Annotated in this window: 16 protein-coding genes, 1 tRNA gene, 1 other RNA gene and 2 pseudogenes; 6 read left to right on the top strand and 14 right to left on the bottom strand. The window is 69.5% G+C overall.

The features are described 5' to 3' along the window. Nucleotides 1-71: 71 nt before the first annotated feature. The 6 genes from G6048_RS32765 to G6048_RS32790 all read right to left on the bottom strand — a co-directional run bounded on the left by G6048_RS32765 (nt 72) and on the right by G6048_RS32790 (nt 8,750). Nucleotides 72-1,973, bottom strand: coding sequence for a M48 family metalloprotease (locus G6048_RS32765; RefSeq protein WP_165343229.1), 1,902 nt, complete (start codon nt 1,971-1,973; stop codon nt 72-74). Nucleotides 1,974-2,251: 278 nt separating this feature from the next. Further along, complete coding sequence (purD, locus tag G6048_RS32770; protein WP_165343230.1) at nt 2,252-3,505, bottom strand: phosphoribosylamine--glycine ligase; 1,254 nt, start codon at nt 3,503-3,505, stop codon at nt 2,252-2,254. A gap of 81 nt (nt 3,506-3,586) precedes the next feature. Further along, nucleotides 3,587-4,042 (bottom strand): DUF4396 domain-containing protein, encoded by a 456-nt coding sequence (locus G6048_RS32775; protein ID WP_165343231.1) that lies wholly within the window; start codon nt 4,040-4,042, stop codon nt 3,587-3,589. A gap of 158 nt (nt 4,043-4,200) precedes the next feature. Further along, nucleotides 4,201-4,833, bottom strand: a complete 633-nt coding sequence (locus tag G6048_RS32780; protein WP_165343232.1) for a DUF305 domain-containing protein — start codon at nt 4,831-4,833, stop codon at nt 4,201-4,203. Nucleotides 4,834-4,951: 118 nt separating this feature from the next. Then, a complete protein-coding gene (locus G6048_RS32785) occupies nt 4,952-5,362 on the bottom strand; it encodes a DUF6153 family protein (protein ID WP_328827643.1) in 411 nt (136 codons plus the stop codon). 52 nt (nt 5,363-5,414) lie between these two features. Then, nucleotides 5,415-8,750, bottom strand: coding sequence for an AfsR/SARP family transcriptional regulator (locus G6048_RS32790; RefSeq protein ID WP_328827646.1), 3,336 nt, complete (start codon nt 8,748-8,750; stop codon nt 5,415-5,417). Nucleotides 8,751-8,859: 109 nt separating this feature from the next. Here G6048_RS32790 and G6048_RS50155 point away from each other — a divergent pair, with 109 nt between their 5' ends. Beyond that, a complete protein-coding gene (locus G6048_RS50155; RefSeq protein ID WP_235990601.1) occupies nt 8,860-9,411 on the top strand; it encodes a hypothetical protein in 552 nt (183 codons plus the stop codon). Nucleotides 9,412-9,536: 125 nt separating this feature from the next. Here G6048_RS50155 and G6048_RS32800 read toward each other — a convergent pair whose 3' ends face one another. The 7 genes and pseudogenes from G6048_RS32800 to G6048_RS32830 form a co-directional block, all read right to left on the bottom strand. After that, nucleotides 9,537-10,430, bottom strand: a complete 894-nt coding sequence (locus tag G6048_RS32800; protein WP_165343233.1) for a phosphorothioated DNA-binding restriction endonuclease — start codon at nt 10,428-10,430, stop codon at nt 9,537-9,539. Nucleotides 10,431-10,778: 348 nt separating this feature from the next. Continuing rightward, complete coding sequence (locus G6048_RS32805; protein ID WP_165343234.1) at nt 10,779-14,969, bottom strand: trypsin-like peptidase domain-containing protein; 4,191 nt, start codon at nt 14,967-14,969, stop codon at nt 10,779-10,781. After that, nucleotides 14,966-15,304, bottom strand: a complete 339-nt coding sequence (locus G6048_RS32810) for a CU044_2847 family protein (protein ID WP_328827649.1) — start codon at nt 15,302-15,304, stop codon at nt 14,966-14,968. Before G6048_RS32810 ends, G6048_RS32805 begins: the two co-directional genes overlap by 4 nt. Nucleotides 15,305-15,537: 233 nt before the next feature. Further along, complete coding sequence (locus G6048_RS32815) at nt 15,538-16,854, bottom strand: ATP-binding protein (RefSeq protein WP_328827651.1); 1,317 nt, start codon at nt 16,852-16,854, stop codon at nt 15,538-15,540. A 36-nt stretch (nt 16,855-16,890) separates the two neighbouring features. After that, a complete protein-coding gene (locus tag G6048_RS32820; RefSeq protein ID WP_165343235.1) occupies nt 16,891-19,326 on the bottom strand; it encodes a helicase-associated domain-containing protein in 2,436 nt (811 codons plus the stop codon). A gap of 466 nt (nt 19,327-19,792) precedes the next feature. Next, nucleotides 19,793-20,293 (bottom strand): hypothetical protein, encoded by a 501-nt coding sequence (locus G6048_RS32825; RefSeq protein ID WP_165343236.1) that lies wholly within the window; start codon nt 20,291-20,293, stop codon nt 19,793-19,795. 295 nt (nt 20,294-20,588) lie between these two features. Then, nucleotides 20,589-20,729 (bottom strand): annotated as a pseudogene (locus G6048_RS32830) (IS256 family transposase); the annotation flags it as partial. A 582-nt stretch (nt 20,730-21,311) separates the two neighbouring features. On the opposite strand from G6048_RS32830, the gene G6048_RS32835 reads away from it, so the two are divergent. The 3 genes and pseudogenes from G6048_RS32835 to G6048_RS50160 form a co-directional block, all read left to right on the top strand. Further along, entirely contained in the window at nt 21,312-22,049 is a 738-nt protein-coding gene (locus G6048_RS32835) for a hypothetical protein (protein ID WP_165343237.1), read from the top strand. A 9-nt stretch (nt 22,050-22,058) separates the two neighbouring features. Continuing rightward, a complete protein-coding gene (locus tag G6048_RS32840; protein ID WP_165343238.1) occupies nt 22,059-22,454 on the top strand; it encodes a hypothetical protein in 396 nt (131 codons plus the stop codon). 520 nt (nt 22,455-22,974) lie between these two features. Further along, nucleotides 22,975-23,269: pseudogene (locus tag G6048_RS50160) on the top strand (tyrosine-type recombinase/integrase); the annotation flags it as partial. Nucleotides 23,270-23,379: 110 nt separating this feature from the next. Here the strand turns inward: G6048_RS50160 and G6048_RS32845 are convergent. After that, nucleotides 23,380-23,467, bottom strand: a tRNA-Ser gene (locus G6048_RS32845). Nucleotides 23,468-23,538: 71 nt separating this feature from the next. Here G6048_RS32845 and ffs point away from each other — a divergent pair. Together ffs and G6048_RS32855 are read left to right on the top strand one after the other, a co-directional pair. Beyond that, nucleotides 23,539-23,637: signal recognition particle sRNA small type (gene ffs, locus G6048_RS32850), an RNA gene on the top strand. Nucleotides 23,638-23,730: 93 nt separating this feature from the next. Next, a partial coding sequence (locus G6048_RS32855) for a DNA polymerase III subunit gamma and tau (RefSeq protein ID WP_165343239.1) occupies nt 23,731-25,029 on the top strand: 1,299 nt, incomplete at its 3' end.

The following is a 25,029-nucleotide window of genomic DNA, read 5'->3' on the forward strand; positions in this document are numbered from 1 at the left end:
GTGCCTACCAGGGTGGGGGGGGGTGACTGTCGTGTCGCGACTGCGGGTGCGTCGCGGCCGAAAGCGAACCCTCACACCAGCCGGACCGGCTTTTCCGCGCGGATGCCGGCATGGCGCAGCCAGTCCCGTAGCGGCGTAGGGTCACCGCCCTCTATGAGGGCGAGGACTCGCGGCGTGAGGTCGGCGGAGCGTTCGCCGTGGATGAGGAGGGACGGGCCGTCGAGCCAGTCGAGGCCGGGCGTCGCGCCGGCCGTGTCCATCGCGGCGCAGCAGACCATCGCCGTGACGTGGTCGGTGAGAACCTCGCGCGCGGTCCGCGGCTGCTGCAGCGGAAAGAGCGGCAGCGTTCCGTCGTCCCAGAGCGCGGCGTCCGGGCCACCCTGGCCGACCGGACCGCCGACCGGCGGCGACGCGGAACGTATCGCCGGCGCCGCAGCCTCCTCGCGGGCGAGCTCCGCGCTGAGGCCCGCCGCCAGCGCGGCGGTCCGCGCATTGGCGACGCCGCCTCCTTCGTCGTCCTCGACCTCGGTGGCCTCCGCGGCCTCGGCCTCCGCAGCCGCGACCTCGTACGCATCGGCATCGCGCGGAGCGGCCGGTTCGGCGGCGGGAGCCCTCTCCCGAGGGACCCGCGCCGTATCACCGCCCGCTGAATCGTCATCACCCACGGAACCGCCGGAGGCCCCCGCTCCCGCCAGGCCCGTCAGGTGGTCCATCACCCGGGCCAGCGTCGGGCCGCCGGGGGCCAGCGCCGTCGGGTCGGAGGAGCGGCTGACGCCCTGCGCGTCCAGGACTCGGTGGAGCCGCGCCGCGTCCGTGCGCCACTTGCGGTCGACGACCTCGTCGGGGTACTCCGCCCAGTTCACGGGGGCCCAGTCGGGGCCGGCCTCGGCGGGGCCGCCGTGGAAGAGGCGGGCGGCGAGGAGGGAGGCGGCCTCGTCGATCAAGCCGGGCTCTTCGAGGAGGTCGCAGGCCGGGCGTTCGCCCAGGCGGGAGGCGAAACCCTCGGCGAGACGGTCGCGGCGGGACAGTTCGGTGAGGGCCGCGACGACGCCCGCGTCCAGGCGGGACGGCCAGCGGCCCATCCGCCAGGCAGGCAGCGCGACGCGGGTCAGCAGCCGGTCCCAGCCCGCATACGCGAGCCCCACCTGTTCCTGCGCGACGATCCGCAATCCGTAGTCCACAGCCTGTGCACGGTCGGCTGCCGCCGCCGCTACGCCCCGCTCCATCTCCGCCGCATGGCCGCGGCAGCTGCGCAGGAGCAGACGCGCGACCCAGCCGACACCGGCGAGGGCCAGATGGGGGACGGGTCCGCGCCTGGGGGCGGCCGTCACCGCCACCGCCGCGTCGAGGCCCCGTACGAAACGGCGGGCCGCGGCTATGTCGGGATGCGCCGACGGTCCCGTACCCGCGACGACCGGCGCGAGGACCGCGCGGAGCTCACCGACCCGCATCCACCACAGGAAAGGCGAGCCGATGACGAGGACGGGCGCGGCGGGCGTACGGGTCTGGAGGCCGCGTACACCTGCTATCTCGTCCGGGGACTGGGGCCGGGGTGGGCCGTGGGCCCGGTGGGTGCGGTCCTCCAGCCAGCTGTCGCAGTCCGGGGTGAGCGCTATCGCGGAGGGCGCGGGCACCTCGAGACGGTCGGCCAGGTCACGCACCATGCGGTACAGGTCGGGCGCGGACTCCTCCGGGATCGGGATGGTGGGGCTCACGGCCGGCCGGGAGCGGGCGACGACCAGGGCGATACCCACGGCGGCGAGGAGTGCCAGGAACGCGACGGCCACCAGGATCCAGGTCGCGAGCCGCCAGCCCGCTCCGGCCACATGGTCCATGGCTACGGCGACGAGCAGGACGACGGCGACGGCCGTGGGCAGCAGGGCGACGGCCAGCGCCCTGCTGCGGATACGCAGCACGGCGAGCGCCCGGGAGCGCGCGCTCTGCGCGCTCACCTCCACACCCGTACCGGACACGACCGGTGTCACCCCCTCTTGCCGCCCGGCGCGTGCATACCCAGCCACTGCCGACGGTCGTCCATGGCGTTGCTCACTCCCCCACTGTGGCACCCAGGACTGACATCGCAATGCCGGTGGGCCAAGTGCCGGACCGCTTGCGCCGCACCCTAGTTGGGGCTCCGGCCCACGTCAGCCGGATAGGGGATCAGTCACTCGATGGAATGGCTTTGGGGAGAGGTGGCTGACGGGAGGGGTGAGAACGAGAGTTGAGGAGAGGGGGAGTTGAGGAGGGGGCGTTACGATCCGGCCGCCGCCTTGGCCGCGATGTCCGTGCGGTGGTGGGAGCCGTCGAGGCGGATGCGGTGGACGGCTGCGTATGCGCGTTCGCGGGCCCGGGCCAGGTCCGTACCGCTCGCCGTGACGGAAAGCACACGGCCGCCCGCGCTGACGATCGCGTCGCCGTCACGCCGGGTGCCGGCATGCAGGACGTACGCATACGGGGCGTCCTGTGCGGCCACCTCGTCGAGGCCCTCGATGGGGTCGCCGGTGCGCGGGGTGGCCGGGTAGTTGTGGGAGGCGACGACCACGGTGACCGCCGCGTCGTCGCTCCAGCGCAGGTCCGGGAAGTCGGCGAGGGTGCCCTGCGCGGCGGCCAGGAGTACGCCCGCGAGCGGGGTCTTCAGTCGGGCCAGGACGACCTGGGTCTCGGGGTCGCCGAAACGGGCGTTGAACTCGATGACCCGTACGCCCCTGCTGGTGATCGCCAAACCCGCGTAGAGGAGGCCGGAGAAGGGGGTGCCCCGGCGGCGCAGCTCGTCGACGGTCGGCTGGAGGACGGTGTTCGTGACCTCCTCGACCAGGTCGGCCTCCGCCCACGGGAGGGGGGAGTACGCGCCCATGCCGCCGGTGTTGGGGCCCTCGTCGCCGTCCAGGGCCCGCTTGAAGTCCTGGGCGGGCTGCAGCGGGACGACGGTCTCGCCGTCCGTGATCGCGAAGAGCGAGACCTCGGGGCCGTCGAGGAACTCCTCGATCACCACGCGGTCGCAGGCGTTGGCGTGCGCCCTCGCCTCCTCGAGGTCGCTGGTCACGACGACGCCCTTACCGGCCGCGAGGCCGTCGTCCTTCACGACGTACGGGGCGCCGAAGGCGTCGAGCGCCTCCTCGACCTCGTCGGGAGTGGTGCAGACGTAGGAGCGGGCGGTCGGGACGCCCGCGGCCGCCATCACCTCCTTGGCGAAGGCCTTGGAACCCTCGAGCTGGGCGGCCTCCTTGGAGGGGCCGAACGCCGGGATGCCCGCCTCGCGCACGGCGTCGGCGACCCCCGCGACGAGCGGTGCCTCCGGGCCCACGACGACCAGATCGGCGTCGAGTTCCGTGGCCAGCGCGGCCACGGCCTTGCCGTCGAGGGCGTCGACCTGGTGCAGCTCGGCCACCTCGGCGATGCCCGCGTTGCCGGGGGCGCAGTGCAGGGCGGTGACGGCGGGATCGAGGGAGAGGGAGCGGCACAGGGCGTGTTCGCGGGCACCGCTGCCGATGACGAGGAGCTTCACGGGGTCAGCCTAACGGGCTGGCTCCGGGGGGTGGTCGGCACCGCTGCGCTGCTCCGTGGTGTGCATGTACGACTGTGCTGCTCAGTGGTGGGCATGCACGACGGCGTGGCCCTTGCCGCGGCCGATCATCCACTTGTTGACGGGGGTGGTGATCAGGAAGGCGACCCCGAACCCGCCCAGCAGAGCCGACCAGAACAGCCCGTCGGACAGGTGGGCGTCCATCGCGCCCGGTGTGAGCGCGATGATCGCGTTGTCGACGAACTCCATCACGGCGATCGAGACGGTGTCGGCGGCCAGCGCGACCTTGATCGCGGACCTGAGGTTCAGCCCGGCCCGGAGCACCGCGAACAGCGTGAACGAGTAGCCGAAGAGGAACGCCAGCGCGATCGCCAGGATCATGGTGGGCACGTTGCCCCACAGCAGTGCGGTGCCGATGACCATGCCGAGGATCTCGCCGATGGCGCATCCGGTCAGGCAGTGCAGGGTCGCCTTCACTGCCATGGACCAGGGCGCCGCCTCGTGAGTGCTGGGGCCCATGACCTTCGTTCGCCTCATTCCCGTCCCGCGTGGCCCGTTGCAGGGTGACCTGTTGCGGGGCTCTCACACCCCCGAACGTATACCCATATGGGGTATGTTCAGCAATGCCGGCGGCTCCGGCCTGCGAAGGCGCAGGCCGGAGCCCCAGCGGGTGTTCGTCAGTCCTTGCCGAGGAGCTTGTTCATCTCCTCGATCTCGGCGTTCTGAGCGGTGATGATGTCGTCGGCCATCTTCGCGGCCGGCCCGTACTGGCCCTTCTCCTTCTCGGTGGTGGCCATCTCCACGGCGCCCTCGTGATGCTCGACCATCAAGGTCAGGAACTTCGTGTCGAAGTCCTTGCCGGACGCCTTCATCAGCTCGTCCATGTCCTTCTGGTCCATCATCCCGGGCATGCCGCCGTGGGCGGAGTGGTCCATGCCGGGCATGGCGGAGGGCACGTCCTCGCCCCAGGACTTCAGCCAACCCGTCATTGTCTTGATCTCCGGGTCCTGAGCCTTCTCGATGCGGGACGCCAGGTCCTTGACCTCGGTGGAAGACGCCTGTTCGGCGGCCATCGCGGCCATCTCAATGGCCTGCTGGTGGTGAGGGATCATGCCCTGCGCGAAGGACACGTCCTGGTCGTTGTGGGCGCCGGCGGTGTTCTCAGCGCCTGCCGAGGCCGACGTCTGCGTGCCGGAGCCGGATCCGGTGTCGGAGCCGTCGTCGCCGCCGCATGCAGCGAGGACGAAGGCAGCGGCAACGGCTGTCGCGGCAAGCGCGGCACGACGGACGAGGGAACGGGTGTTGGTCATGCGTGAACTCCTGCGGTGTCGCGAGGAAGAGTGCGCCGGTGGCGCGGGACATGGCTGAGAGCCGTACGCCCGACGACCGCGACACATGCGGCAGCGGCGGGTACGGCCAGGCCTTGTCCTAGATCCGCAGAAGTTGCAGCTCGGCAAGTGAGGGAGGCGCACGACCGCCCTCTGGTTCGGCAGCCATTGACCGAAGGCTGGCGACTGACGGCCCAGCCTGACCGGCCGGGTCGGGCATCAGTACGGGAAGAGCCGGTCCCGCGCCGACGGCGCCCGAGGCGCACACCGGATCGGCATGCTGCGCATGACCGTTGCCGTGACCGTCGCCATGGCAGACGGATTCGGTGCTCAGGCTCGCCATCGCCATGTCCGCATGCCTGGTGGCTTGGGAGTGATGGCCCCCGACAGTCGCCCCACCCGGGGCGAGGCCGTGCATGCCGAACAGCCCGGCCAGCAGCCCGAGCACCAGCAGCGTCGGCCACCACGTCAGTGGCGATGGCGCGCGGTGGAGCTGTGCACGGGCTGTCACGGCGCTCATGCTACGAGAACGGTCCGGGGCACCGGGCGCCGGTCTGCAAACGTCACCAATCGAGGTCTTCGTACCCTTCCGGCGGAACGCCCACGTCCGCGAAGATGTCCAGCGCCTGCTGCCTCATGAGTTCAGCGGCAGCGCCGTCGGTCTCGTCAGTCTCGTCGGTCTTGTGGAGGGCGCTGGCGAGTGCCACGAGGGTGCGGGCTTCGCCGAGTCGGTGGCCGGTCTCACGGTGTACGGCCAGCGCCTCACGGCCGAGGGCGACGGCTGTGGCGTACGCCGACTCGGACTGCGCTGTGTTGCAGAGGACGGTCAGGGCCTGGCCCTCGACCACGCGGAAGACGTACTCGCGTGCCAGGCTCAGCGCCTGCTCGGCGTGGATGCGGGCATCCTCGTGGCGGCCGAACTGCTGGTGCGTGCGGGACAGCCCCATGATGCCGTCCGCCTCGGCTCGTCTGAATTTCGCCTTTCGGGCCAGGGTGAAGGCCTGTGTGCCAGCCTGAAGGGCTCGGTCGAAGTGGCCCAGATTCCGGTGGGCAGCCGCGACCGTGTTGAGGATGCTGGACTGGATCCAGGGTCGTCCCGTGTCCTTGACCATGGCAAAGGCACGCTCGGCCTGCTCCAGTCCCTCATCGTGGCGGCCGAGCTCGATGTCGATCCTCGCGACGGCGCCGACCATCATGGCGCGGGCGTTGCGGTATCCGCGCCTCCCGTCGGGGGTCACCCAGGGGCCGAGGACGTCAAGGCCGTCGACGAGACGGCCGAGTTCCCAGTACACCCAACCCAGACTGTGCAGAGCCGGGCTGTTGTCCCACCAACTGAGCTCCGCACTGCGGCTGATGGCCAGTTCGAGGTGAGCGGCAGCCTCGCGCAGTCGGCCCAGATCTCGGCAGATCAAACCGAGGCCGACCAACCCGAACGCTTCGACGTGACGATTCCCGACTCCACGGGCGATCCGCAGGCCGGCGGCGAAGCGCTCGTGCGCACTGTCGAGGCGCGCCATGCTCCATTCCACGAAGCCTCTGCCGCCGAGAGCCACTGCCTCGCCCACCGCCCAACCGAGCTCCCGACTGATGTCCAGTGCGCGTGCGTGATGATCCGTCGCCTGCCCGGCGTGCCCCCAGTCCCACCGGATCACTCCAAGGCTGTGATGCATGGCTGCCTGGCCGTACAGATCACCCTCGGCCGTGGCCGCGTCCAGTGCCGTCTGCACAGTGGCCAGCCAGGTCGCCCGAGGCAGATGGATCCAGAAGTGGCCGAAGAGTGCGGAGGTGAGGTGCCAGGTGACCGGGCGCGGACCGTGCCGGGCGGCGTGGTTGATGACGGCGAGGAGATTGGCCCGCTCGGCCTCCAGCCACTGGCTGGCCTCGGCAGCGGACGGCATGCCCTGCTGGTCGTAGGCTCGGAGCTCGGGCGGCAGCTCCGGAAAGAACCAGGTTCCCGAGGCGGCGCGAGCGGCGTGCACGTACCAGATCAGGACGCGCCGCAACGCGGCGTCACGATCCGCCGCCGTCTCCTCCACCTCCGCACACTCCCGCGCGTACTCCCGAAGAAGATCATGGAACCGGTAACGGCCCACCGTCACCGGCTCGATCAGGTGGGCGGCAGCCAACCCACCGAGCAGACGTCGGGCCTGCGACACTGGTTCGCCCAGGAGGGCCGCCGCGACCTCAGCGGTGAACTCCGGCCCGGGAAACAGGCCGAGCAGGCGGAACAGCCGGCGCGCGGCAGGGGCGAGAACGCGGTACGACGCGGAAAAGGCCGTACGCAAGGGGGAGTTGTCCTCACCGTCCGGCTCCAGCGCCCGAAGCCGGTTGCCCTCGGACATCTCGGTGACCAGGTCGGCCAGGCGCAGGCCCGGATCGCCCGCCAGCCTCGCGGCGGCCACGCGCAACGCCAGCGGAAGGCTGCCGCACAGTCGGATCAGAGCGTCGGCCGCCTGCGGTTCGGCGGACAGCCGGTCCGTGCCGAGGGCCTCGCTCAGCAGGGAGCGGGCCTCGGCCGGCTGGAGGAGGTCCAACGGCAGAGCGTGTGCGCCGTCGCGGGCCACCATATCGCCGAGCCGGTTTCGACTGGTGACGACGACGCAGCAGGACGGGCTGCCCGGGAGCAGCGGCCGGACCTGCTCCGCCGAGGCCGCGTTGTCGAGCAGGACGAGCAGGCGCCGTTCGGCCAGCATGGTCCGGTATACGCGTGCCTGCGCCTCGTCGTTCGCGGGGATCTCCGATGCCGCGAGTCCCAGGCTTCGCAGCAGTAGCTCAAGGGCTTCGTTCGGCTCGAGTGGCTGCCGGTCGTGGTCGAAGCCGTGCAGGTTCACGTACAGCTGGCCGTCCGGGAAGCGGTCGCGCACCTGGTGGGCCCAGTGCACGGCAAGCGCGGTCTTGCCGATGCCGGCGGCGCCGCCGATGGCGGAGATGACCACGGTGTTCGCCGGGCGCGGTCCGGGCTCGGGCGGGAGCAGCGCGTGCAGCCTGGCGAGTTCGTCGGTGCGGCCGGCGAATCCCGCGGTGTCGTGGGGCAGTTCGGCCGGCGCGGGCGGCGCGCTGGGTGCCGGGGGCGTGTGTGCGGGCGGCGTCTCCGGAGCGAGGAGGCTGGCGTCGTCCTGGCGCAGCACCGCCTCGTACACCCGGCGGAGCTCCTCACCGGGGTCGACTCCGAGTTCGTCACGCAGGCGTACGCGCAGGTCCTGGTAGGCGTTGAGCGCTTCGGCCTGACGTTCGCAGCCGTACAGAGCCCGCATACGCAAGGCCAGCAGCGACTCGTCATACGGATCGGACGCGGCCGGCGCGGCGAGGTCGTCCAGGGCCTCGGTGAACCGGCCGAGCAGGACCAGAGACCCGAGCCTCTCCAGCCGGAGCGTTCGCCGCCGCTCCAGCAGCCGCTCCCGCTCGGCCTGCGCGAAAGGGCCTGAGAGGTTGGCCAAGGGCTCGCCCCGGAAAAGTGCGAGCGCCACGGACAACTGGTCCGTCGCGGTGGCCAGGTCGCCGAATGCCTTGGTGCGCAGGGCCTCATCGCTCCGCTCGGTCAGGTCAGCCACATCGAGCCGGACGTCGTCGGCGACGAAGCGGTACCAGCCCTTGCCGCTGCGGATCACCGACTCCGTATGCCGGATGCCTTCGGCGTCGAGTGCCCTGCGCAGCGGGTTGACATGACTGGCCAGCACCTTGTGGCCGGACGCGGGCGGCTCCGACCCCCACACACCGTCGAGCAGTTGCTCATGGCTCACCACAGCTCCCTGCCGGAGCAGCAGCGCGGCCAGCACGGCCTGCCGCTTGAGGGGCCCCAGATATACGGGGGTTGCGCCGCGCCAGGCCCGTAACGGCCCGAGCACTTCGATCCGCAGCCGTTCCGGAGATCCCCCGTGCACCCCGCCCACCCCGTCCACCGCGAAGCCTCCGCTCCGTACATCACCGGAAATTCATCAGCATTGCAGCACCCCCGGCCAGGGTGACGGACACGACATCGCACAACCCGCACAACTGAAGGGGCTCCCAGTGACCGGAGTGGAGTTGGTGGCCACCGCGTTGGCCGCAGGGGCGGCGCCGGGACTCACGGGCTGCGGGCGCGGAACCGTCCACGACCTGTACGTCGCGCTGCGAGAGGCGGTCCGTCGGCGGTTGGCCGGGAGCGACTGCAGCAGCGTGGGCGACCGTAACAGCGTGTGCGGCGGCTACGGCGTACGGGTGCTGGACGCGTACGAGACGGACCCCGACGTGTGGCGAACCCGACTGCTCCAGGTCCTGACGGCCTCCGGGGTGGAGATGCACGAGGAATGCCTTGCGGCGGCCCGGGCCGTGCTCCGCGCGGAGCGCCGTACAGGGTGCATCACCGGGGAGTCCGGCGGCGGGCCTGGGACCGAGCGAGACGGCGGACCAGCAAGCAGGAAGCGTCGTGATCGCATCCAGGAGAAGACGATGGACGGGGGCGACACCGCGGCGTTCGACAGACCAAGGCTCTTCAGGGGCACAGCTCCCGCCGGCGGCTCCGGGTCGGCGACTGCCGCGTCGTCTACACCGTCGTCTACACCGTCGAGGACGGTCAGCTGATCGTCTGGGGCCTGGCCGCCCGCAACTGCCGCGATGTCTGCCGCCAGGTTCCGCGAGGCACGGTCGCCGCGTACGGCCAGGGGCAGGTCGCCGTTACTCCGTCGTCGCCATACAACAGATCACCCTCAGGCCGCCGTGACGGGTCGTGGGCTGCCGTGGAAAACCTGGCTCGTGTGCCAAAAACGGTGGGCCGCCGCTATGGGGCGGGCGCCCGGCTGAGGGCCGATGACCGGGCGGCCCGCGAGCGCGATGACGTGCTCGCGGGCGGCGGGGCTGCGGCCGACGAACTGCTGCGAGACCAGAATGTGGTGGCCGTCGCCTATGCCGAGGACGCCCTTGTCGAAGAGCTTGTGGTGCAGCGAACACAGGCAGAGTCCGTTGTCGACGTCGTCCGGGCCGTCGAACGCCCACCAGCGCACATGCGCGGTCTCCAGTCCGACCGGCACCGCGCCGATCCTGCCGTCATAGCCGCAGAAGGCGCACTGGTACTCGTACGCCGTCAGGACCAACTCCCGCATACGCGGATCCCGCTGTCTCCGCACAGTCGCGAGCTGTTCGGTCTCCGCAGGCTCCAGCTCCAGGCCGACGGACTCGCACAGTTCACTGTGGAGTGAGGGAGGGAAGTTCAGGTCGAGCAGGACCCGCGCCATCCGGCCGAGCAGCGACGGCTCCCGTCTCAGCGCCACCCGCAGTTCCGGCACCAGCCTCCCGGCGGCTTCCGTGGCTCGCAGCTTTCCCACCCCGGGGCCGGGACTGCCTGGTCCGCGATCGGTACGCACCTCCCACACCCCGTCGCTCACCAGGTGGTGGAACGGGTAGGCCGGCGTCGTCCTGTTGGGCGGACCGTACTCGGCCAGCAGTTGCCGCAGGTCCTTCTCCACCGCGCTGTACTGCAGCTCGCCGTCGCCGGACTGCTGGAACCGGCCGAGGGCGTACAGGAACAGCAACGGCTTGTGGGGAGCGCGTGCCCCGCTTCTGCTCCACTGCCTCAGCTTCGCGGTGCGCTCCAGCCAGTCCATGACGGGCGATCGTAGTGGCGCCTCGGCTATGCGGGCATGACACCGTGGATACGGGAGAGAGAGTGAAGAGCCGTTCGTCGTCCCGAGGCGACACCAGGCGCACAAGTAGGGCACGTCGAGCTCGAGTTCACTGAGGGTGCGTACGGTGCGGCTGCCCGAGGCAGCCACGTACTCGATGGTGACCAGCCGGCCCTCGTAGATGGCATGGGCCAGCACGGCATCGGCGAGTGGCGGGGCTGACGCGGCGGTCGGGCTCTCGTAAGACGGCGCCGTTTCGAGGTGGATGAGGACAGCGGCCTGTTCGGCCTGTGATGAAGTGCGTTGAGCCGGACCGTCACGCGGTTCCGGCTACTGGCCGACCGGGATCGACTCACTCATGATTCTCACCGCTATGAGGCCGTGGTCGAGGCCGACGACGAGATGATCTACGGCTTCGACCACCGAGTGGGCCCCTCGGCGTACCGGAATATCCGCCAACGGCTCCAGGGTGTCGCTCGCCCACAGACCCACGGAGCGGGAGTTCAGACCGGCGGTCGCGACCAGCCTGCGGCCGTGGATCTTCACTGGCCGAACTTCGTTCACCCACCCGCTGTGCAGGGCGCAGACAAGAACCTTGCGTCCTGTAAGAGGGTCCAGGCCCCACAGTGTGCCGCTGCCGAAATCGTCGTCGCCTTCGGTGCCGTCCTGCTGTTTGACGGCCAAGAGGGCACCCCCTTCGGTCTTGAGCTCGAACAGGTCCGAGATGGCCTCGTCGGGCACGTCCCAGGAGGTGATCAACGCGCCCTCATCCATGTCCCACACGGTGACCCGGCCGGCACCATTCCCCCCGCCGCGAAGCGTCGCGATGGCGTTGCGACCCGCGACGCGAATCGGGCAGAGGGTGTCGGCATTTACGTCCGTCTCCTGGGCGACGGTCCGGACCATCTCCCTCGACGCCGGATCCCAGACGGAGATGCGGTACGTCTCCCCGTCCCGGACGGCGACCGCCAGGCACGGTCGGCCGTCGACTTCGACCGGGCACATCCGCCTGACGTTCAGACCTGTCAGCGCCTGGGTCGTCACCGCTGTGAGGGGATCCCAGATCTGAACGGTGGGCGTCCCGCCGCCCCTGCCGGCGATGGCCAGACAGTCGTGGTCCTCGAACCGCACGGGGCAGAAATCCGAGACCGCTTCGTGGCCGCTGTCGACCCGGTCGACCAGCCTGCCCGTCGCCACGTCGTGGATGCGCAGGGATCCGCCGCGCAGCCCGTTGTCGGCGACGAGCATCCGGTCCCGGACCTTGAGTGAGCACAGGGACGTGGGCCAAACCCCCACGTCGTCGTGATCTTCCAGGCTCGGGCTTCTGTCGAGATCCCACAACCGCACGGTGTAGTCCCCGCCGGCGCTTGCCAGGAGCAGTTCGCCTTGCGATCGCGCGGCACACACCGCGCCGACCCATTCGCCATGACCATCCAGGCAGTGGACCTTCTCGCCCGTGGACGGATCGAGCAGCATGACGCCGCCCGCTCCGTCACCGCCGTAACCGACCGCCAGCAGAAGGCCGTTCCGGGTGCGCACGGTGGACAGCGCGCAGAGCCAATCGTCGGCTGTCATGATGCGTTCGGTCTTGCCGGATTGCGGATCCCACAGCCTGACGCAGTCATAACCGCTGAACGTGGCCAGAAGAGGGCCGTTCGGACCCGGCACGGGGACCAAGGGGCGCCTGATGACGTCGCTTCGAGCGGACTCGAAGTCGTCCACGTCGAAGGTGCGGAGAGTCGCGCCGGTCACGGGGTCCCAGATACGGATCAGGTCGGATCTCGACGTGAAGGCGGTGGCGATGGCCACGACGGGGCTGCCGTCCAGTTCCAGCGCGCCCACCCCGGTGATCCGACGGTTGTCGGCCGGGAAGGTGCTCAGCACGTCACCGTTCTCCGGGTCCCGGACCAGCACGCGCCCGTCGTGCCCGGCACTGACCAGGAAGGTGCGCTCCGAGATGGCGATGGCGCACAGATGGACGACCGGCGCGTCATGTCCGGTCAGGGTACGGACCAGCGCGCCGACGCTCGCATCCCACAACCGCACCGAGCCGTCGCCCTCGCCACTGGCGAGGAGCGTACGGCCGGAGACCGGGACCGCGCACAGCGCGCTGAGCCACCGTTCGGAGCGGCCCTCCAGCGTGTGGAGGGTGTCACCGGTCGCCACGTCCCACAGCCTGATGGAGGCACCGTCGGCACTGGCGAGGACCCCGCGTTCGCCGACGTCGACGAAACAGAGGGCGTCCACCTGCCGGTCGTGCCCTTCCAGTACTGCCACTTCCGGCGAGGGCGGCGCGGTGGACCACACAGCTTGGTAGGGGGCGGCCGCGGCATGGGAGCGATAGGTCGTGCCGAGGCGTTCCTGGACCTCGGTCACGCTGAAGAGGGCGGCTCGCTCCGGTGGAGGGGCGTCGATGGCCCGGGGCGTACGACGCAGCAATTCGGCACGTCGACGGGCGGCCGAAGTGCTGGCGTCCTGTGCCTGCGGGATCAGTCGGCGCAGATCGGCGTACAGCGGATAGTCGTCCTCGGACAGGACCTCGTCGATGACGCCTCCGCGTCTCGCGTGGCCGGCGAGCGAGCGCAGCAGATAGGGGTGCGCGCGGGCCCAGCCGTGCCGCACCCCGTCGGAGAGCAGGGCACGTGCGAGGGCACGTTCGTCACGGACGAGGTCCGCCATGTCGGCGCGCATGGCGCGCAGCGCCTCGTTCAAGGCCTGGTGGAAGAGCTGGAAGGCGATACCGTCCGGGCCGTGGCCCGTGGACTCGACGAGGAAATTGGCGGCGGAGGAGCGCGCGAAGGACAACAGCTCGTCCTCCGTGGGGGCTGTGCCGAACAGGGCCGTCAGAGCCGTGCGCCACAGCGGGAGCGGGAGGCCGGGGGACTCGGCGTGGGCGAGGGGGACGAGTAGCTTCTCGGCGGTGAGCGTCCCTAGGTTCGGCAGCAGGTGCAGATACTCGCGGAGTGAGGCGTCCACCGTCACTGGGAAGGTCACCTTCCGCGGGTCCGCAGCCTGTACGTCGTGCAGCCCGTGTGTCCGTGCCACAAGCCCGGCGACCAGGAAGTTGCCGTCAGCGAGGGCGGCGATCCGCTCCGCCAGGGGCAAGGCGGCCCTCAGGTCGGAGTACGGGCTGCCGGAGCGTTCGTCGCCCTGTAACTGGAGCGTCGCCACCGTGTATGCAGTGAGGTCCGAGAGGGCGGAGAACTCCGGTGAGTCCAGGTCCAGGACATGTGCCGCCTGCCCGAAGGCGCCCAGCAGGTCGCCGGCATCGTCACGCCGCCTGGTGCCGACCATCACACGCGCTCCCAGATCCGCGCAGGTCTCCGCGAGCGGAACCACGATGTGGCTGACGACGGCACGTGCGTCGGCGGGGGACGTGGCCTCGTCCAAGGCGTCGATGACGAGCGTGAAGGGATGGCGATGACGCTCGCGCAGGCATTCCCGCAACGAGGGCAGCAGATCGGCGACCCGCCGGGGCGGGGGAGCCGAAGCGGCACGTGCGATCTCCTGTGCGACCTCGAGCGCGGTCTTGCCCTTGGTGTGCACCGCGCAGGCGACGGATCCCAGTGGGGCGCGCACAGCCGTGTCCTCGGGTGGCAAGGATGCGGCCACGTCCCGGTCGGCAGTGGTGATGATCCGGCCCAGAACGGCTGACTTGCCCGAGCCCGGTGCGCCGGTGATCACGAGGGCCTGTCGGCTCGGCGGGGTGGCGGTGATCCATGCGGTGACGTCACGCAGTACGGCGGTCCGCCCCCGGAAGCGGAATCCTTGCTCGGCGTCCGTGCTCACGCCTCGGGCACGGGGCCGCCAATGCCTTCCGGCTTCCGGGTCGGTGTCCAGCGTCCAGCCCCACGACGTCAGAGGTGTCTCATCGAGGGCATTCAGCGACCATTCGGTGAGGCTGCACAGCTTCTCCTCGGGCAGAAGCCTGTCGATCTCCCGCACGGTGAGGGCCAGAGCGTCGCCCGTGGTGGTATGCGCCTGCCCTACCATGCCGACGACAGCCTGAAAATCGGGCGACCAGACGGCTGCCCCGCTGTAGCCGCCCTTGACCGGATAACGGGACTCATCCGTATCGAGGCGTACCCATCCATGGGCGAGTTCCTCTCCCACTGTGCCGCTCGCCGAGTTGCCAAGCGCTCCTTCCGGGAAGCCGAACGACCACCACTTCGTACCGACGAGATCCCCGGGGGCCGCTCGCCGCAGCCGGGCCGCCAAGCCGCTGGGCACGTCCTCGGTCAGGTGGAGGACAGCCACGTCGCGAATGCCTTGGTCATCGGCCGGCAGGGACACCGCGGAAACCCGGAGGCGGCCTTCGACGACTTCCTCGGCCTTGGGAAAGGCGACCCAAAGGTCACCCTTCTTGTCCCAGGTGGGGCGGACTACGTGGGCGCAGGTCAGCACGCGTCGGCTGTCGATCAGAAAACCGGAGCCCAGCGGGCGCACATCCTGTGGAGTGCTGTGGATGGCGGCCACCCAGGTGTCACGCCTGGGACGCACCCCACGCGAAGTCGCGTTCATCCCCCAGAGGCCTCCGAGTTCGCACCGGACCCCGTCGGCGACTGCGGATCCCATGTGAGGGTGATCTCGAAGTTGGCTTCAGTGGCCGCTTTGGCGATGATCCAGTTGGCGGTGCCGTTCACCTTGACGCCGAATTTGACCTGGACATTGTCAGGACGCAGCCCCGAGACCCGGTTCAAGACGCTGCGCGCGGCCTCGATCGCAGGTCCGACTGCATCCCCGACACGACCCACCACCTCGGCTGTACCCACGGGGTGCCAGTCCCCCGTCGGTTCGATCTCGAACTGAACCACCGTCTCGTCGTCCAGCGAGTACGACACGATCTGCGTTGCCACTCAGCCCCCAGCCTTGTTTGGGCCAAGAGCCTACTGTCCTGGAGACCCAGGAATTGGGGACAGCGGATGCCCGCCAGGGAATTCGCCGGCATGTATCAGCCCTGGCCAGAGAGGTCTGCTAGGTCGATCAGTTGCTTTCTGACCTGCGGCAGAGTGGGGCTGAGGGTAGGTGGCGGACGGCGCTGGACGGGGGTGAATGCAATCAGAACTGCAACCAGCGGGGCGGTCCCTGCTCACGCCCTCCGCCAAGCGCTGAGCAATTCCTCGGGGCCGTACACCGCTTGGAGCCCGGAACAGCTGATCCCGTTGCGGGAGACCGCCACGAGTGGAACGGGCTCGTCGGTGATTGCGGCGCGGTGCTTCTGCAGCGCGGCCAGATCGTGGCTGTCGAACGCGGAAGTCTCCAGCCACTTGACCGAGCCGAGGAAGAGCAACTGCTTGGCCACCGGCTGTCGGTCGGCGCCCACCAAGTCGATTTCGACGTCGTTGCCGCGGGTCCAGTACCCGCCGATCACCGGGGCGCCGGGCAGGAGCCCGTCCGGCAGGAGACGGGCGAGGGATTCCCGGACCAGCGGTTCGATCGCTCGGCCCCGCCAGCTCGTCCACTGCTCCTTGATCCGGGCCAGAGTGAGATCTCCTCGCATTCGCTCGATCTCCGCCATGTGCGGATCCAGAAACGCGAGCCAGAACCGCAGGTAGGGGTCGGCCACCCGGTAGCGACGTTCCTTCGACGGCCGCATCGAGAGCGGCAGCTCGGCTGCCACCACCCGTTTCTCGGTCAGGACATCCGTGGCTCGGGTGAGGGTGGTGTGTGAGATGCCGCCGGCGGCGCGCGCGATGTTGGTGAACGTTCGCTCCCCGCTTCCGATGGCCCGCAGCACTTCCCGGCTCATCGCCTGCGGTGGGAACTCAGCGGCCAGTGAGCGCTCGGCGGAGACCAGCAGCGCCGAGATCGGGTTGTCCAGCGAGTCGCGGAGGAACTCCCAGACATCCGCTCCGGCCCGCCATTCCGCGCAGATCAGCGGGAGACCGCCCGTGATGAGGGCGGCGTCGAAGGCGGCCGCCGGCGACAGGTCGAGCATCTCGCCGATGTCGGCCGGGTTCAGCGGCCCCACGACCATTTCCCGGCCGCGCTGATGGAAGGGGCGCTCGTAGCTGTTCAGCGCCTCCATCATCGACAGGTCGGATCCGACCAGGAGGAGGAGTACCGGCTTGCGGCTGAGCAGCCGGTCCCACGCCCGCTGGAGCATGCCCTCGAAGGCGTCGATGCGGTCCATGAGATACGGAACCTCGTCTATGACGACCACGCTCGGGCTGTCATCGGGCAGGATCTCCGCGAGCAGCCTGAATGCCGCATTCCACTGCTCCGGGGTCTCCTCCGCAAACAGTTCCCGCTCCGGCAGCGTGGATCTGGCGACGGCGTCGAGCAACTCCGTCAGTTCGTCCTGAGCCGTGCCGCCCGCAGCGGTGAAGAAAAGGTACGGCGTCTCGGTGCGCCGGAGAAACTCCTCGACGAGGCTGGACTTGCCGACCCGCCGCCTCCCCCGCACTGATCGATACCATCTTCCCTCTCACTCGGGCACGCTTCACTCGGGCACGCTCATGACGCTATGGACGCGGGAAAGGGTGAAAACCCGTTCAGCGTCCCTGAGGTGGCACCAGGCTTCGAGGTAGGGCGGGTCGAGCATGAGGCGGCTCAGGGTACGCACGGTCTGGTTGCCGGAGGTGGCGACGTACTCGATGGTGATGGCCTGACCGGTATCGATGGCGTGAGCGAGCTGGCGGACATCGCCGTACGGCAGGCGCTTCGCCCACCCTGCGACGATCTCCTCGGTGTCCGTGGCGAAGGGCGCTCCTCCGTCGAACGGCGCCGGATCGGGAATCGTGGGCGGGGCGGCCAGCAGCTGGGCCGCCAGAGTGTTGCAGTCGATGGCGGCGGATGCCTTCGCCGCGCGCGTGGCAGCGATCCGGCCGCTGTCCTTCGCGCCGGCGCCACGCGGAGGCGGAACGGGGGCGGTGCCCCGCCGAGGCCGGGCCTTTTCGACGCGTACCGTGCCCTCGGCCGTCTCGGCGACAGGGGCGTACCCCTCGGCCCGGAGCGCGGCGACAGTCGTGTCGAGTGGGCTGCGGCTGATCAGCACCGTCGGCGCCAGCTGCCGTAGCCCGAGCTTGGCAAGCTTTCGGTGGGCAGCGAGTTCCGCCAGGAGCGCGGGCTCGTCGCCGTGGAGGACACAGGCGGCGGGGGCGATGCGTACACGCCCGTGGCCGCGCGCGGTGTCGGCGATCAGGTACGACAGCGGCTGTGGCAGAGGCCCGGTGGCGACAGCGGTCAGGTCTGCTTCGATGTCCTCGGGGATACGGCCGGCGTCCAGGGCCCGGCGGATACTGCCGGCGCTGAACCGCCACACCGATGCCGTGCCGCTGGTCTCCCGGTCGGCGACGGAGTCCAGGAGTGCGGCCAGCCGCGCGGACGGTGTGCCGGTGACGACGGCGGTGAGGTCGGCGCCGATCCGTGCCGTCGCGGTGGCCGGGGGTAGCAGCCGCCGGCACTCGGCGCTCAGTCCCTCCGTGTCGTCGGTCCACAGGTGGATGCCAAGGGCGGAGAGGGCACCGCGAGCGAGTACGCCGAGGAGCTCGGCCTCACGGATCACAGTGGCGAACGGCGTTCCGTCCTGGGGCAGGGAATCGGCGAGCGGGCGGTGCCAGGCGATCAGGGGGCCCAGCTCCGAGGCGACTCCCACACCCTGCCCTGCCGGGAGCTGCACGGCTGCGGTCAACAGTCCGTGGCGGGCCTGCACGCAGCCGTTGCAGGGCGGTGCTCCCGCGAGAGCGGGAAGCGCCTTGTCGTCCTCGTCGCGCGCCTGGGTGGGGGTGAGCGGCAGGTTCCGCCATGCCTGCAGCAGTACGGCGAACTGCTCCGGGGGCTCCTGTTCCGCCCAGGCGTCGTACGCCTCGGTGGGCGCCATACGATCGCCGTCCCGACCCAGCAGCCCGGCAGCGTACGCGGTCTCCAGGGTGAGGCGTACGACGGCATCGTCGGCCTGGGCGGCCTTGCCGATCCGCGCCAGTTCACGCGCACCGATCCCGCCGGACTTCAGCCGGGCCGGTGCGGCCGCCGAGCAGACCGACAGGACCGAGGTGGCACGGGCAGCGAATGCCGCGGCCGCGGCCGACGCCTCGCGGTCCACCTCCGCCGGGGTGACAGACGCCAGTCCCGCGGAAGGCGGGACGGGTTGGAACGGGGCGTGCCGGCCGGGCCCACGCAGCGCGAGCGCCACCTCGGCAGGCATACGAGCCGGACCGTAGCGGTGACGGTCCTGGACCAGGAGTCCCCGTTCCAGCGCCCACCGGACGCCCGGTTCGAGGCCGGGGCCCGGATGCCCGAACATGATGAACTGCGCGGGCTCCCTCGGCGCAGCCTCCGCCCGGCGTTCGAGCAATTCCCGGGCCGCCGCAGGGGCCTTGGCGACCACTGAGGCAATCTGCCCCGGGTCGCTGTGGTGTGCCACCAGTGTGGCGAGCCGCTGCGCCTTGGTGCCCGGCGGCTTGACGCCCAGCGCCACCAGCATGCCGCGCAGCTCGTCGGAGGTCGTGCCCGCGAGCAGTTCCTCCAGCGGGGCATCCAGTCCCAGGGGCGCGTCCCATGCCTGCCGCAGCGGTCCGGCCATGCGGAGTTTCCCCGCGCCGTCCGGCCAGACCAGAGCATCATCGGCCAGCGCCTCCAGCGCCGCCTCCAGCTCGCGGGTGGTTTCGTCGTCCGCCGCTCCCAGCAGTCCCGACAGGGCATCGCGCGATGCGGGCGCACCCAGCGCCGCCAGCGCCTCGGCCACCTGGAGGTGTGGCAGCGCGAGCCGCGGCAGGACCAGGGCCACCGATCCCGGGCGCTGAAGACGGTCAGCCAGTTCCCCCACCGAGCGCGGTTCCGGAGGGGACACGGTGTCCTTCCGCGTCTCGAGTACGCGTGCCAGACGAGAGGCGTCGAGGCTGCCCAGCCAGGTCGCCAGCGTTGATCGGGACTTCATGCGGGGTGCACCTCGTCGGACCAGGGAGCGTCGCAGCGGCGCGGGAGCCCCGGCGCCGGGTTCAAGGATGGCGTATCCCCATGATCCGCGGGTGCCATATGAGGGCAGGTTCCCCCTTGCTCCCGGAAACGCCTCCTGTGGACAAGAACCAGGACAACGAGGGCCGATAAGCACGTCGAAGGGCCCCACCGCGAACGGTGGGGCCCTTCGACTTCGTGCCCGGTGAGGCACTGGCGGAGGATACGAGATTCGAACTCGTGAGGGGTTGCCCCCAACACGCTTTCCAACTGTGTTGGAGGGACGACGGGCTGTGTGCAGGGGCGTTCACCTGCGTTCATGGGCGGCCCGCTTGTGGGCTGTATCCGACTCGTGGTCTCGCCTGAACGGTCGTGAACGGGGCTGAATGAGACGGAAATTGAGACGGGCGGCCATCACAGGTTCCATGGTCACGGACCTGGGAGTGTCTTCACGCTCGCCGCGGTTCCACATGACGGCATCTTCCCCGCTGGGTGTAGCCGCCGGGCACGTCGACGCTGACGGAACTCCAGAAGGGCTGGGCCTCGCGGAAATGCCCGCCGCCCGTGTGCCACTGGACGCCTGGGTAGACCTGGCGCAGGGAGCGGAGAGCGGCTGAGGCGAGGCCGCAGCGCTTATAGCCCTCGTAGGAGTGAGGCGCCTCCACCCAGCCGATCTTGCACGGATTGCAGACCACGTACTCGACCTCGAAAGCGAGGTCGGATCTGACGTAGGCCGCACGGATACGCCAGCCTGTTCGCTCGTAGTAGCCGGCGGGCCGGTCAACCCAGGGTTGCGGTGGGGTGGCGGTCCGGTCGAAGTGGTACGACGCGGGGTCCATCCATCGGCGAAGCCGGTCCCACCAGGTCGGCTTGTCGGGCCACTCCCGTACCCAGTACACGTGGTCAGCACGGCGCGCCACAGCGCGGATTGCCGCCTTCCTGTCCGCCATGCGCTCTCCTCCCCGGGCTCTGGAGTTGCCCTCGGCCATGGTCGGGTGCGTGGAAGGCTGCATGTACAGCACACCCTGTGACTGCACTGCGTCACCTCAGCTTGGGAAGCTTGGGTTCTTCCGACCCAATCGCCACGCTGACCTGCGGCGTTGTCGTGTCGCCGTCCGGGTGCCCGATGTTTGAATCCCCGGCATTCCCCGTTGTTCCCCGTACAACCTGGCACGGTTCTGGCACACGCATAGCGATGCTGGTGGGACCTCCGCTTCACTACGGGACTGCCAGCGGCGCGGCATGCTGATCAGCCAACTCAGCGATATAGGCGTTGACTTCGACCTCCAGGGCGGCGGCCGGCATACGCCTCGCGCCCTCGCGGACGATGTCGTCGATCAGGGAGCCGGTCTCGGTCGCTTCATCGGCATTCACTACGCTCAGCAGTCGGGGCGTGCCTTCCCGACCGATGGTGCAACGTCGGCCTACTCGACGACCAGAAGTCGATCACTCCGGAAGGTGTACGCCCTTCGCGTCCCACACGAGGCCGATCCACAGGTCATGGGCATTTGCTCTCGGGCGACTTCAGGTAGATCACAAAACGCCAAGTACACGGGAACGCTGCTCCCTAACCTCGGTGGTCCACGATCACCGAGGATGCAGCATTGCGCCAAGAAGCTGGGTCTCGTCGAGTCCGAGTCGAACCGGCGGTGTCTTGTCCTGCTGGAGTACCGGGGGCAAGAGGGTATCGGAGACAGGTTCTGCGAAGAGCATCGTGTGCATCCGGTAAGGCGCTGGCGCCCGTAGGGGGTGCCCAGGCCGCGTGGGAGTGCAACCGGTCGAAGGGGTGGTCGCCACGACGCCTGATAGCGATCCGAACCCCCTCCGTCCGGATGTGTCGCACGTAGATCGGCAAGCTCTGGTCTTCCTCAAAATCCTTCACACTGCCTTCACTTGAGTCATAGGTTCAACGCGACCGCAGAGGCACAACGCCTCACACAAGTGAACATGTATGACGGGGAGTCTCACATGACCACTAGCGCCAAGCCGCGCAGTGTGTTCCATCGCACCAGCGCCATGATCGTTGCGGCGGTTACCGCCGGTGCGCTGTTCACCACCGCTACCGGCGTCCAGGCCGCGGAGTCGACGGCGCAGTCCCCGGCCGGCGTCAGCAGCACTCTGGCTGTGGAGGACCCGGGTTTCACGCCTGCGGAGCAGGAACAGGGGACGGTGCTCGCGCAGGGGGTAGCTGAACTCGGAGTGACCGAGGACCAGTTCGCCGCCGCTCTGGACATAGCCCTGACCAGGCCTGCCCCGGACGCCGACGCCATCCGGACTCGTCTGACCGCCCTGCCCGCCAAGCCGACCGCCGAACAACTGGTGCAGGCGGCGTACCCCGGCGACGCCGCTGCTCAGGCTGCCCTGTTGCCCGTCTTCGCCAACGAGGAGGTACGCGACGCCGCCCTGGTCCAGCTCCGCGGCGCCGGGAACCAGAGCCAGATGGTGACCCCCCTGGGTTTGTGGGACAAGACCAAGTTCGTCGTCAAGTGCAGTGCGGCTGTCGCCGCCGTCCTGATCTCCTTCTTGCCGGCTGGATCCAGCATCAAGGTCGCCCGTGCCGTGTTGCTGTTCAAGAGGTACGGCGCGAAGAAGACAGCGAACATCATCTGGCGGTTCGTGAACGGCAAGAGGGTTGGTTCCAAGGAGCGCGAGGCAGTGAAGGCGTTCATCGGCATTACCGCCATCTCCTCTGCGTGCAAGAAGTGAGGTGACGTCATGACGATCGAGCACGTTGCAGTGATCGCCCTGGTGGTGGAGGTGGCGATCATGGTCCTGGCGAGGGTCGGCACCGAGCGGCGCCATTGGAACCACTACAAGCGACGCAGTCCCGCCCCGCTGAAGAAGGACGACATCACGAGCGTCTCGGGAGCCCTCTACGGGCTCGCCGCTGTCGCAATGGCGGCCGGTGCGCTGACGGTAGGGGTGGACCTGACACTGTCCGCAGTCGGTACCTTCGCGCTGTTCGGGATTCTGCTTCCGGCGTTCGCCGCCAACTCCGTCATGGTGATGGCGACGCGTGGCCGTCCCGAAACGGTCAACCGATGGCAGCGCGGGATCGCCTGGGTGATCGCCGCGGGCGGCGGCCTGGTATCGGTCGGCCTCGTCGGCTGACAGGCATCCGCTAGATGTGCCCACCGGGGAATCGCCGGTGGGCACATCTACGTGACGGCAACCCTGACGGCAACGACGGCACACACAGGCTGTTGACTCAAGATGGCCGGTGACACCCAGAGGAAGCCACTGGTCAGGACCTCGTGGGCGTCGGGTTACCTCGGTCCTGTCCACAGATAGTCCATGGTCCGCCGACCACCGCTTTGTGATCGCCGCTGACAGGCATACGGGTCATGCTGCCCCTCTGGGGGTACTCACCGGCCTCCTGCTCCCGGCGAACATTTCGCGCTGTCACCAACCCTGCTCCGACGCAGACCATATGCAGGCTGGGGCCGTCCGGCGAGGCAGTTTGCGGCCCAACACGCTTTCAAGCTGGGGTGGTGGGAGGTGTGCGGGGCGTACACCTGGGTTCATGCGCAGTCGACTCGTCGTCCCGCACCGGCTCCGGGTCGCCCCTGAACGGCCGTGAACGGGGCTTTAAGGACGTGGCGTCAGACCGGCGGAGCGACGAAGACGCCGCTTCGCCTCGCCGACGGGCGGCCCACTGAGCCCCACCACCGACTATCACGTCTGGAAGCAGCTGCTTCAGGACGCGGGCGTACGAGACCGGCCGTCTCCATGACGCTCGCCACACCGCAGCGACCGTCCTTCTCCTTCTTGGCGTTCCGGACGTCGTGGTCGACTCGATCATGAGCTGGGAGCCTGGGGGAGCGGCAAGGATGCGCGCCCGGTACATGCACATCACCGGCCCGATGCTCCGGAAGGTCGCGCAGCAAGTCGGAGACGCGCTCTGGGAGCCGCCGACGGCTGACTGAGGACGACCGACTGAGACGGAAAGCCAACTGAGACGGAAAATGAGACGGAGACCGTCGAAGGGCCCCACCGCGAACGGTGGGGCCCTTCGACTTCGTGCCCGGTGAGGCACTGGCGGAGGATACGAGATTCGAACTCGTGAGGGGTTGCCCCCAACACGCTTTCCAAGCGTGCGCCCTAGGCCTCTAGGCGAATCCTCCGCCGGAAACATTACAGGACGCCGGGGAGTGGTCGCGAACTCGTTCGTGCCGGTCAGATCCTGTACCCTGTGCAGAGCCCCTCACGCGGCGCTATCTGACTGAACTCCCCCAGGGCCGGAAGGCAGCAAGGGTAGGTTGGCTCTGGCGGGTGCGTGGGGGGCGCTTGCGTTCCGGGGGCACATACCGAGGTACGTACGGGCCTGGCGACGGGGTTGTTCCGCGGGCGGTCCGGGTTGTCAGTGGGCGCCTATAACCTCGTATGCGTGTCGTCTCTCGCGCTGTACCGCCGTTATCGCCCGGAGTCGTTCGCCGAGGTCATCGGGCAGGAGCATGTCACTGACCCGTTGCAGCAGGCGCTGCGGAACAACCGGGTCAATCACGCGTACCTGTTCAGCGGGCCGCGCGGGTGCGGAAAGACGACCAGTGCGCGCATTCTGGCCCGCTGTCTGAACTGCGAGCAGGGGCCGACGCCCACGCCGTGCGGGGAGTGCCAGTCCTGCCGGGACCTGGCGAGGAACGGGCCGGGGTCCATCGACGTCATCGAGATCGACGCCGCCTCGCACGGTGGTGTGGACGACGCCCGTGACCTGCGGGAGAAGGCGTTCTTCGGGCCGGCCAGCAGTCGGTACAAGATCTACATCATCGACGAGGCGCACATGGTCACCTCGGCGGGGTTCAACGCCCTGCTGAAGGTGGTCGAGGAGCCGCCGGAGCACCTCAAGTTCATCTTCGCCACGACCGAGCCCGAGAAGGTCATCGGGACCATCCGGTCGCGGACGCACCACTACCCGTTCCGGCTCGTGCCGCCGGGGACCCTGAGGGAGTATCTGGCCGAGGTCTGCGGGCGTGAGGACGTTCCCGTCGAGGACGGGGTGCTTCCGCTGGTGGTGCGGGCCGGGGCCGGGTCCGTACGTGACTCCATGTCCGTCATGGATCAGCTGCTGGCCGCGGTCGGTGCGGACGGTGTGACGTATGCCATGGCGACCTCGCTGCTGGGGTATACGGACGGGTCGTTGCTGGACTCCGTCGTCGAGGCCTTCGCGTCGGGGGACGGGGCCGCCGCCTTCGAGGTCGTGGACCAGATCATCGAAGGGGGCAACGATCCGCGGCGGTTCGTCGCCGATCTGCTGGAGCGGCTCAGGGACCTGGTGATTCTGGCGGCGGTGCCCGATGCCGCCGAGAAGGGGCTCATCGATGCTCCCGCCGATGTCGTGGAGCGGATGCAGGCCCAGGCCGGGGTCTTCGGTGCGGCCGAGCTGAGCCGGACCGCCGACATCGTCAATGACGGGCTTACGGAGATGAGGGGGGCGACCTCGCCCCGGCTTCAGCTCGAGTTGATCTGTGCACGGGTGCTGCTGCCCGCCGCGTACGGCGATGAGCGGTCCGTCATGGCCCGGCTCGACCGGTTGGAGCGGGGGGTCAATTTCACGGGGGCGGCGGCCGGGCCCGCCATGGGGTACGTGCCCGGGCCCGAGGTGCATGGAAGTGCGGTTCACGGAGGGGCGCAGGGCGGCTCGGCGGCGGTGCCCACTGCTCCGCAGGGGGGCGGGCCGGAGGCGGCT

The sequence above is a fragment of the Streptomyces ureilyticus genome (assembly GCF_011045025.1).
Taxonomy (GTDB): Bacteria; Actinomycetota; Actinomycetes; order Streptomycetales; family Streptomycetaceae; genus Streptomyces; species Streptomyces ureilyticus.

Excerpts from the sequence above, each read along its gene's own strand:
- G6048_RS32775 (WP_165343231.1), bottom strand. The coding sequence starts at position 4,042 with ATGGGCCCCAGCACTCACGAGGCGGCGCCCTGGTCCATGGCAGTGAAG.
- G6048_RS32780 (WP_165343232.1), bottom strand. The coding sequence starts at position 4,833 with ATGACCAACACCCGTTCCCTCGTCCGTCGTGCCGCGCTTGCCGCGACA.
- G6048_RS32800 (WP_165343233.1), bottom strand. The coding sequence starts at position 10,430 with ATGGACTGGCTGGAGCGCACCGCGAAGCTGAGGCAGTGGAGCAGAAGC.
- G6048_RS32805 (WP_165343234.1), bottom strand. The coding sequence starts at position 14,969 with ATGAACGCGACTTCGCGTGGGGTGCGTCCCAGGCGTGACACCTGGGTG.
- G6048_RS32820 (WP_165343235.1), bottom strand. The coding sequence starts at position 19,326 with ATGAAGTCCCGATCAACGCTGGCGACCTGGCTGGGCAGCCTCGACGCC.
- G6048_RS32825 (WP_165343236.1), bottom strand. The coding sequence starts at position 20,293 with ATGGCGGACAGGAAGGCGGCAATCCGCGCTGTGGCGCGCCGTGCTGAC.
- G6048_RS32835 (WP_165343237.1), top strand. The coding sequence starts at position 21,312 with ATGACCACTAGCGCCAAGCCGCGCAGTGTGTTCCATCGCACCAGCGCC.
- G6048_RS32840 (WP_165343238.1), top strand. The coding sequence starts at position 22,059 with ATGACGATCGAGCACGTTGCAGTGATCGCCCTGGTGGTGGAGGTGGCG.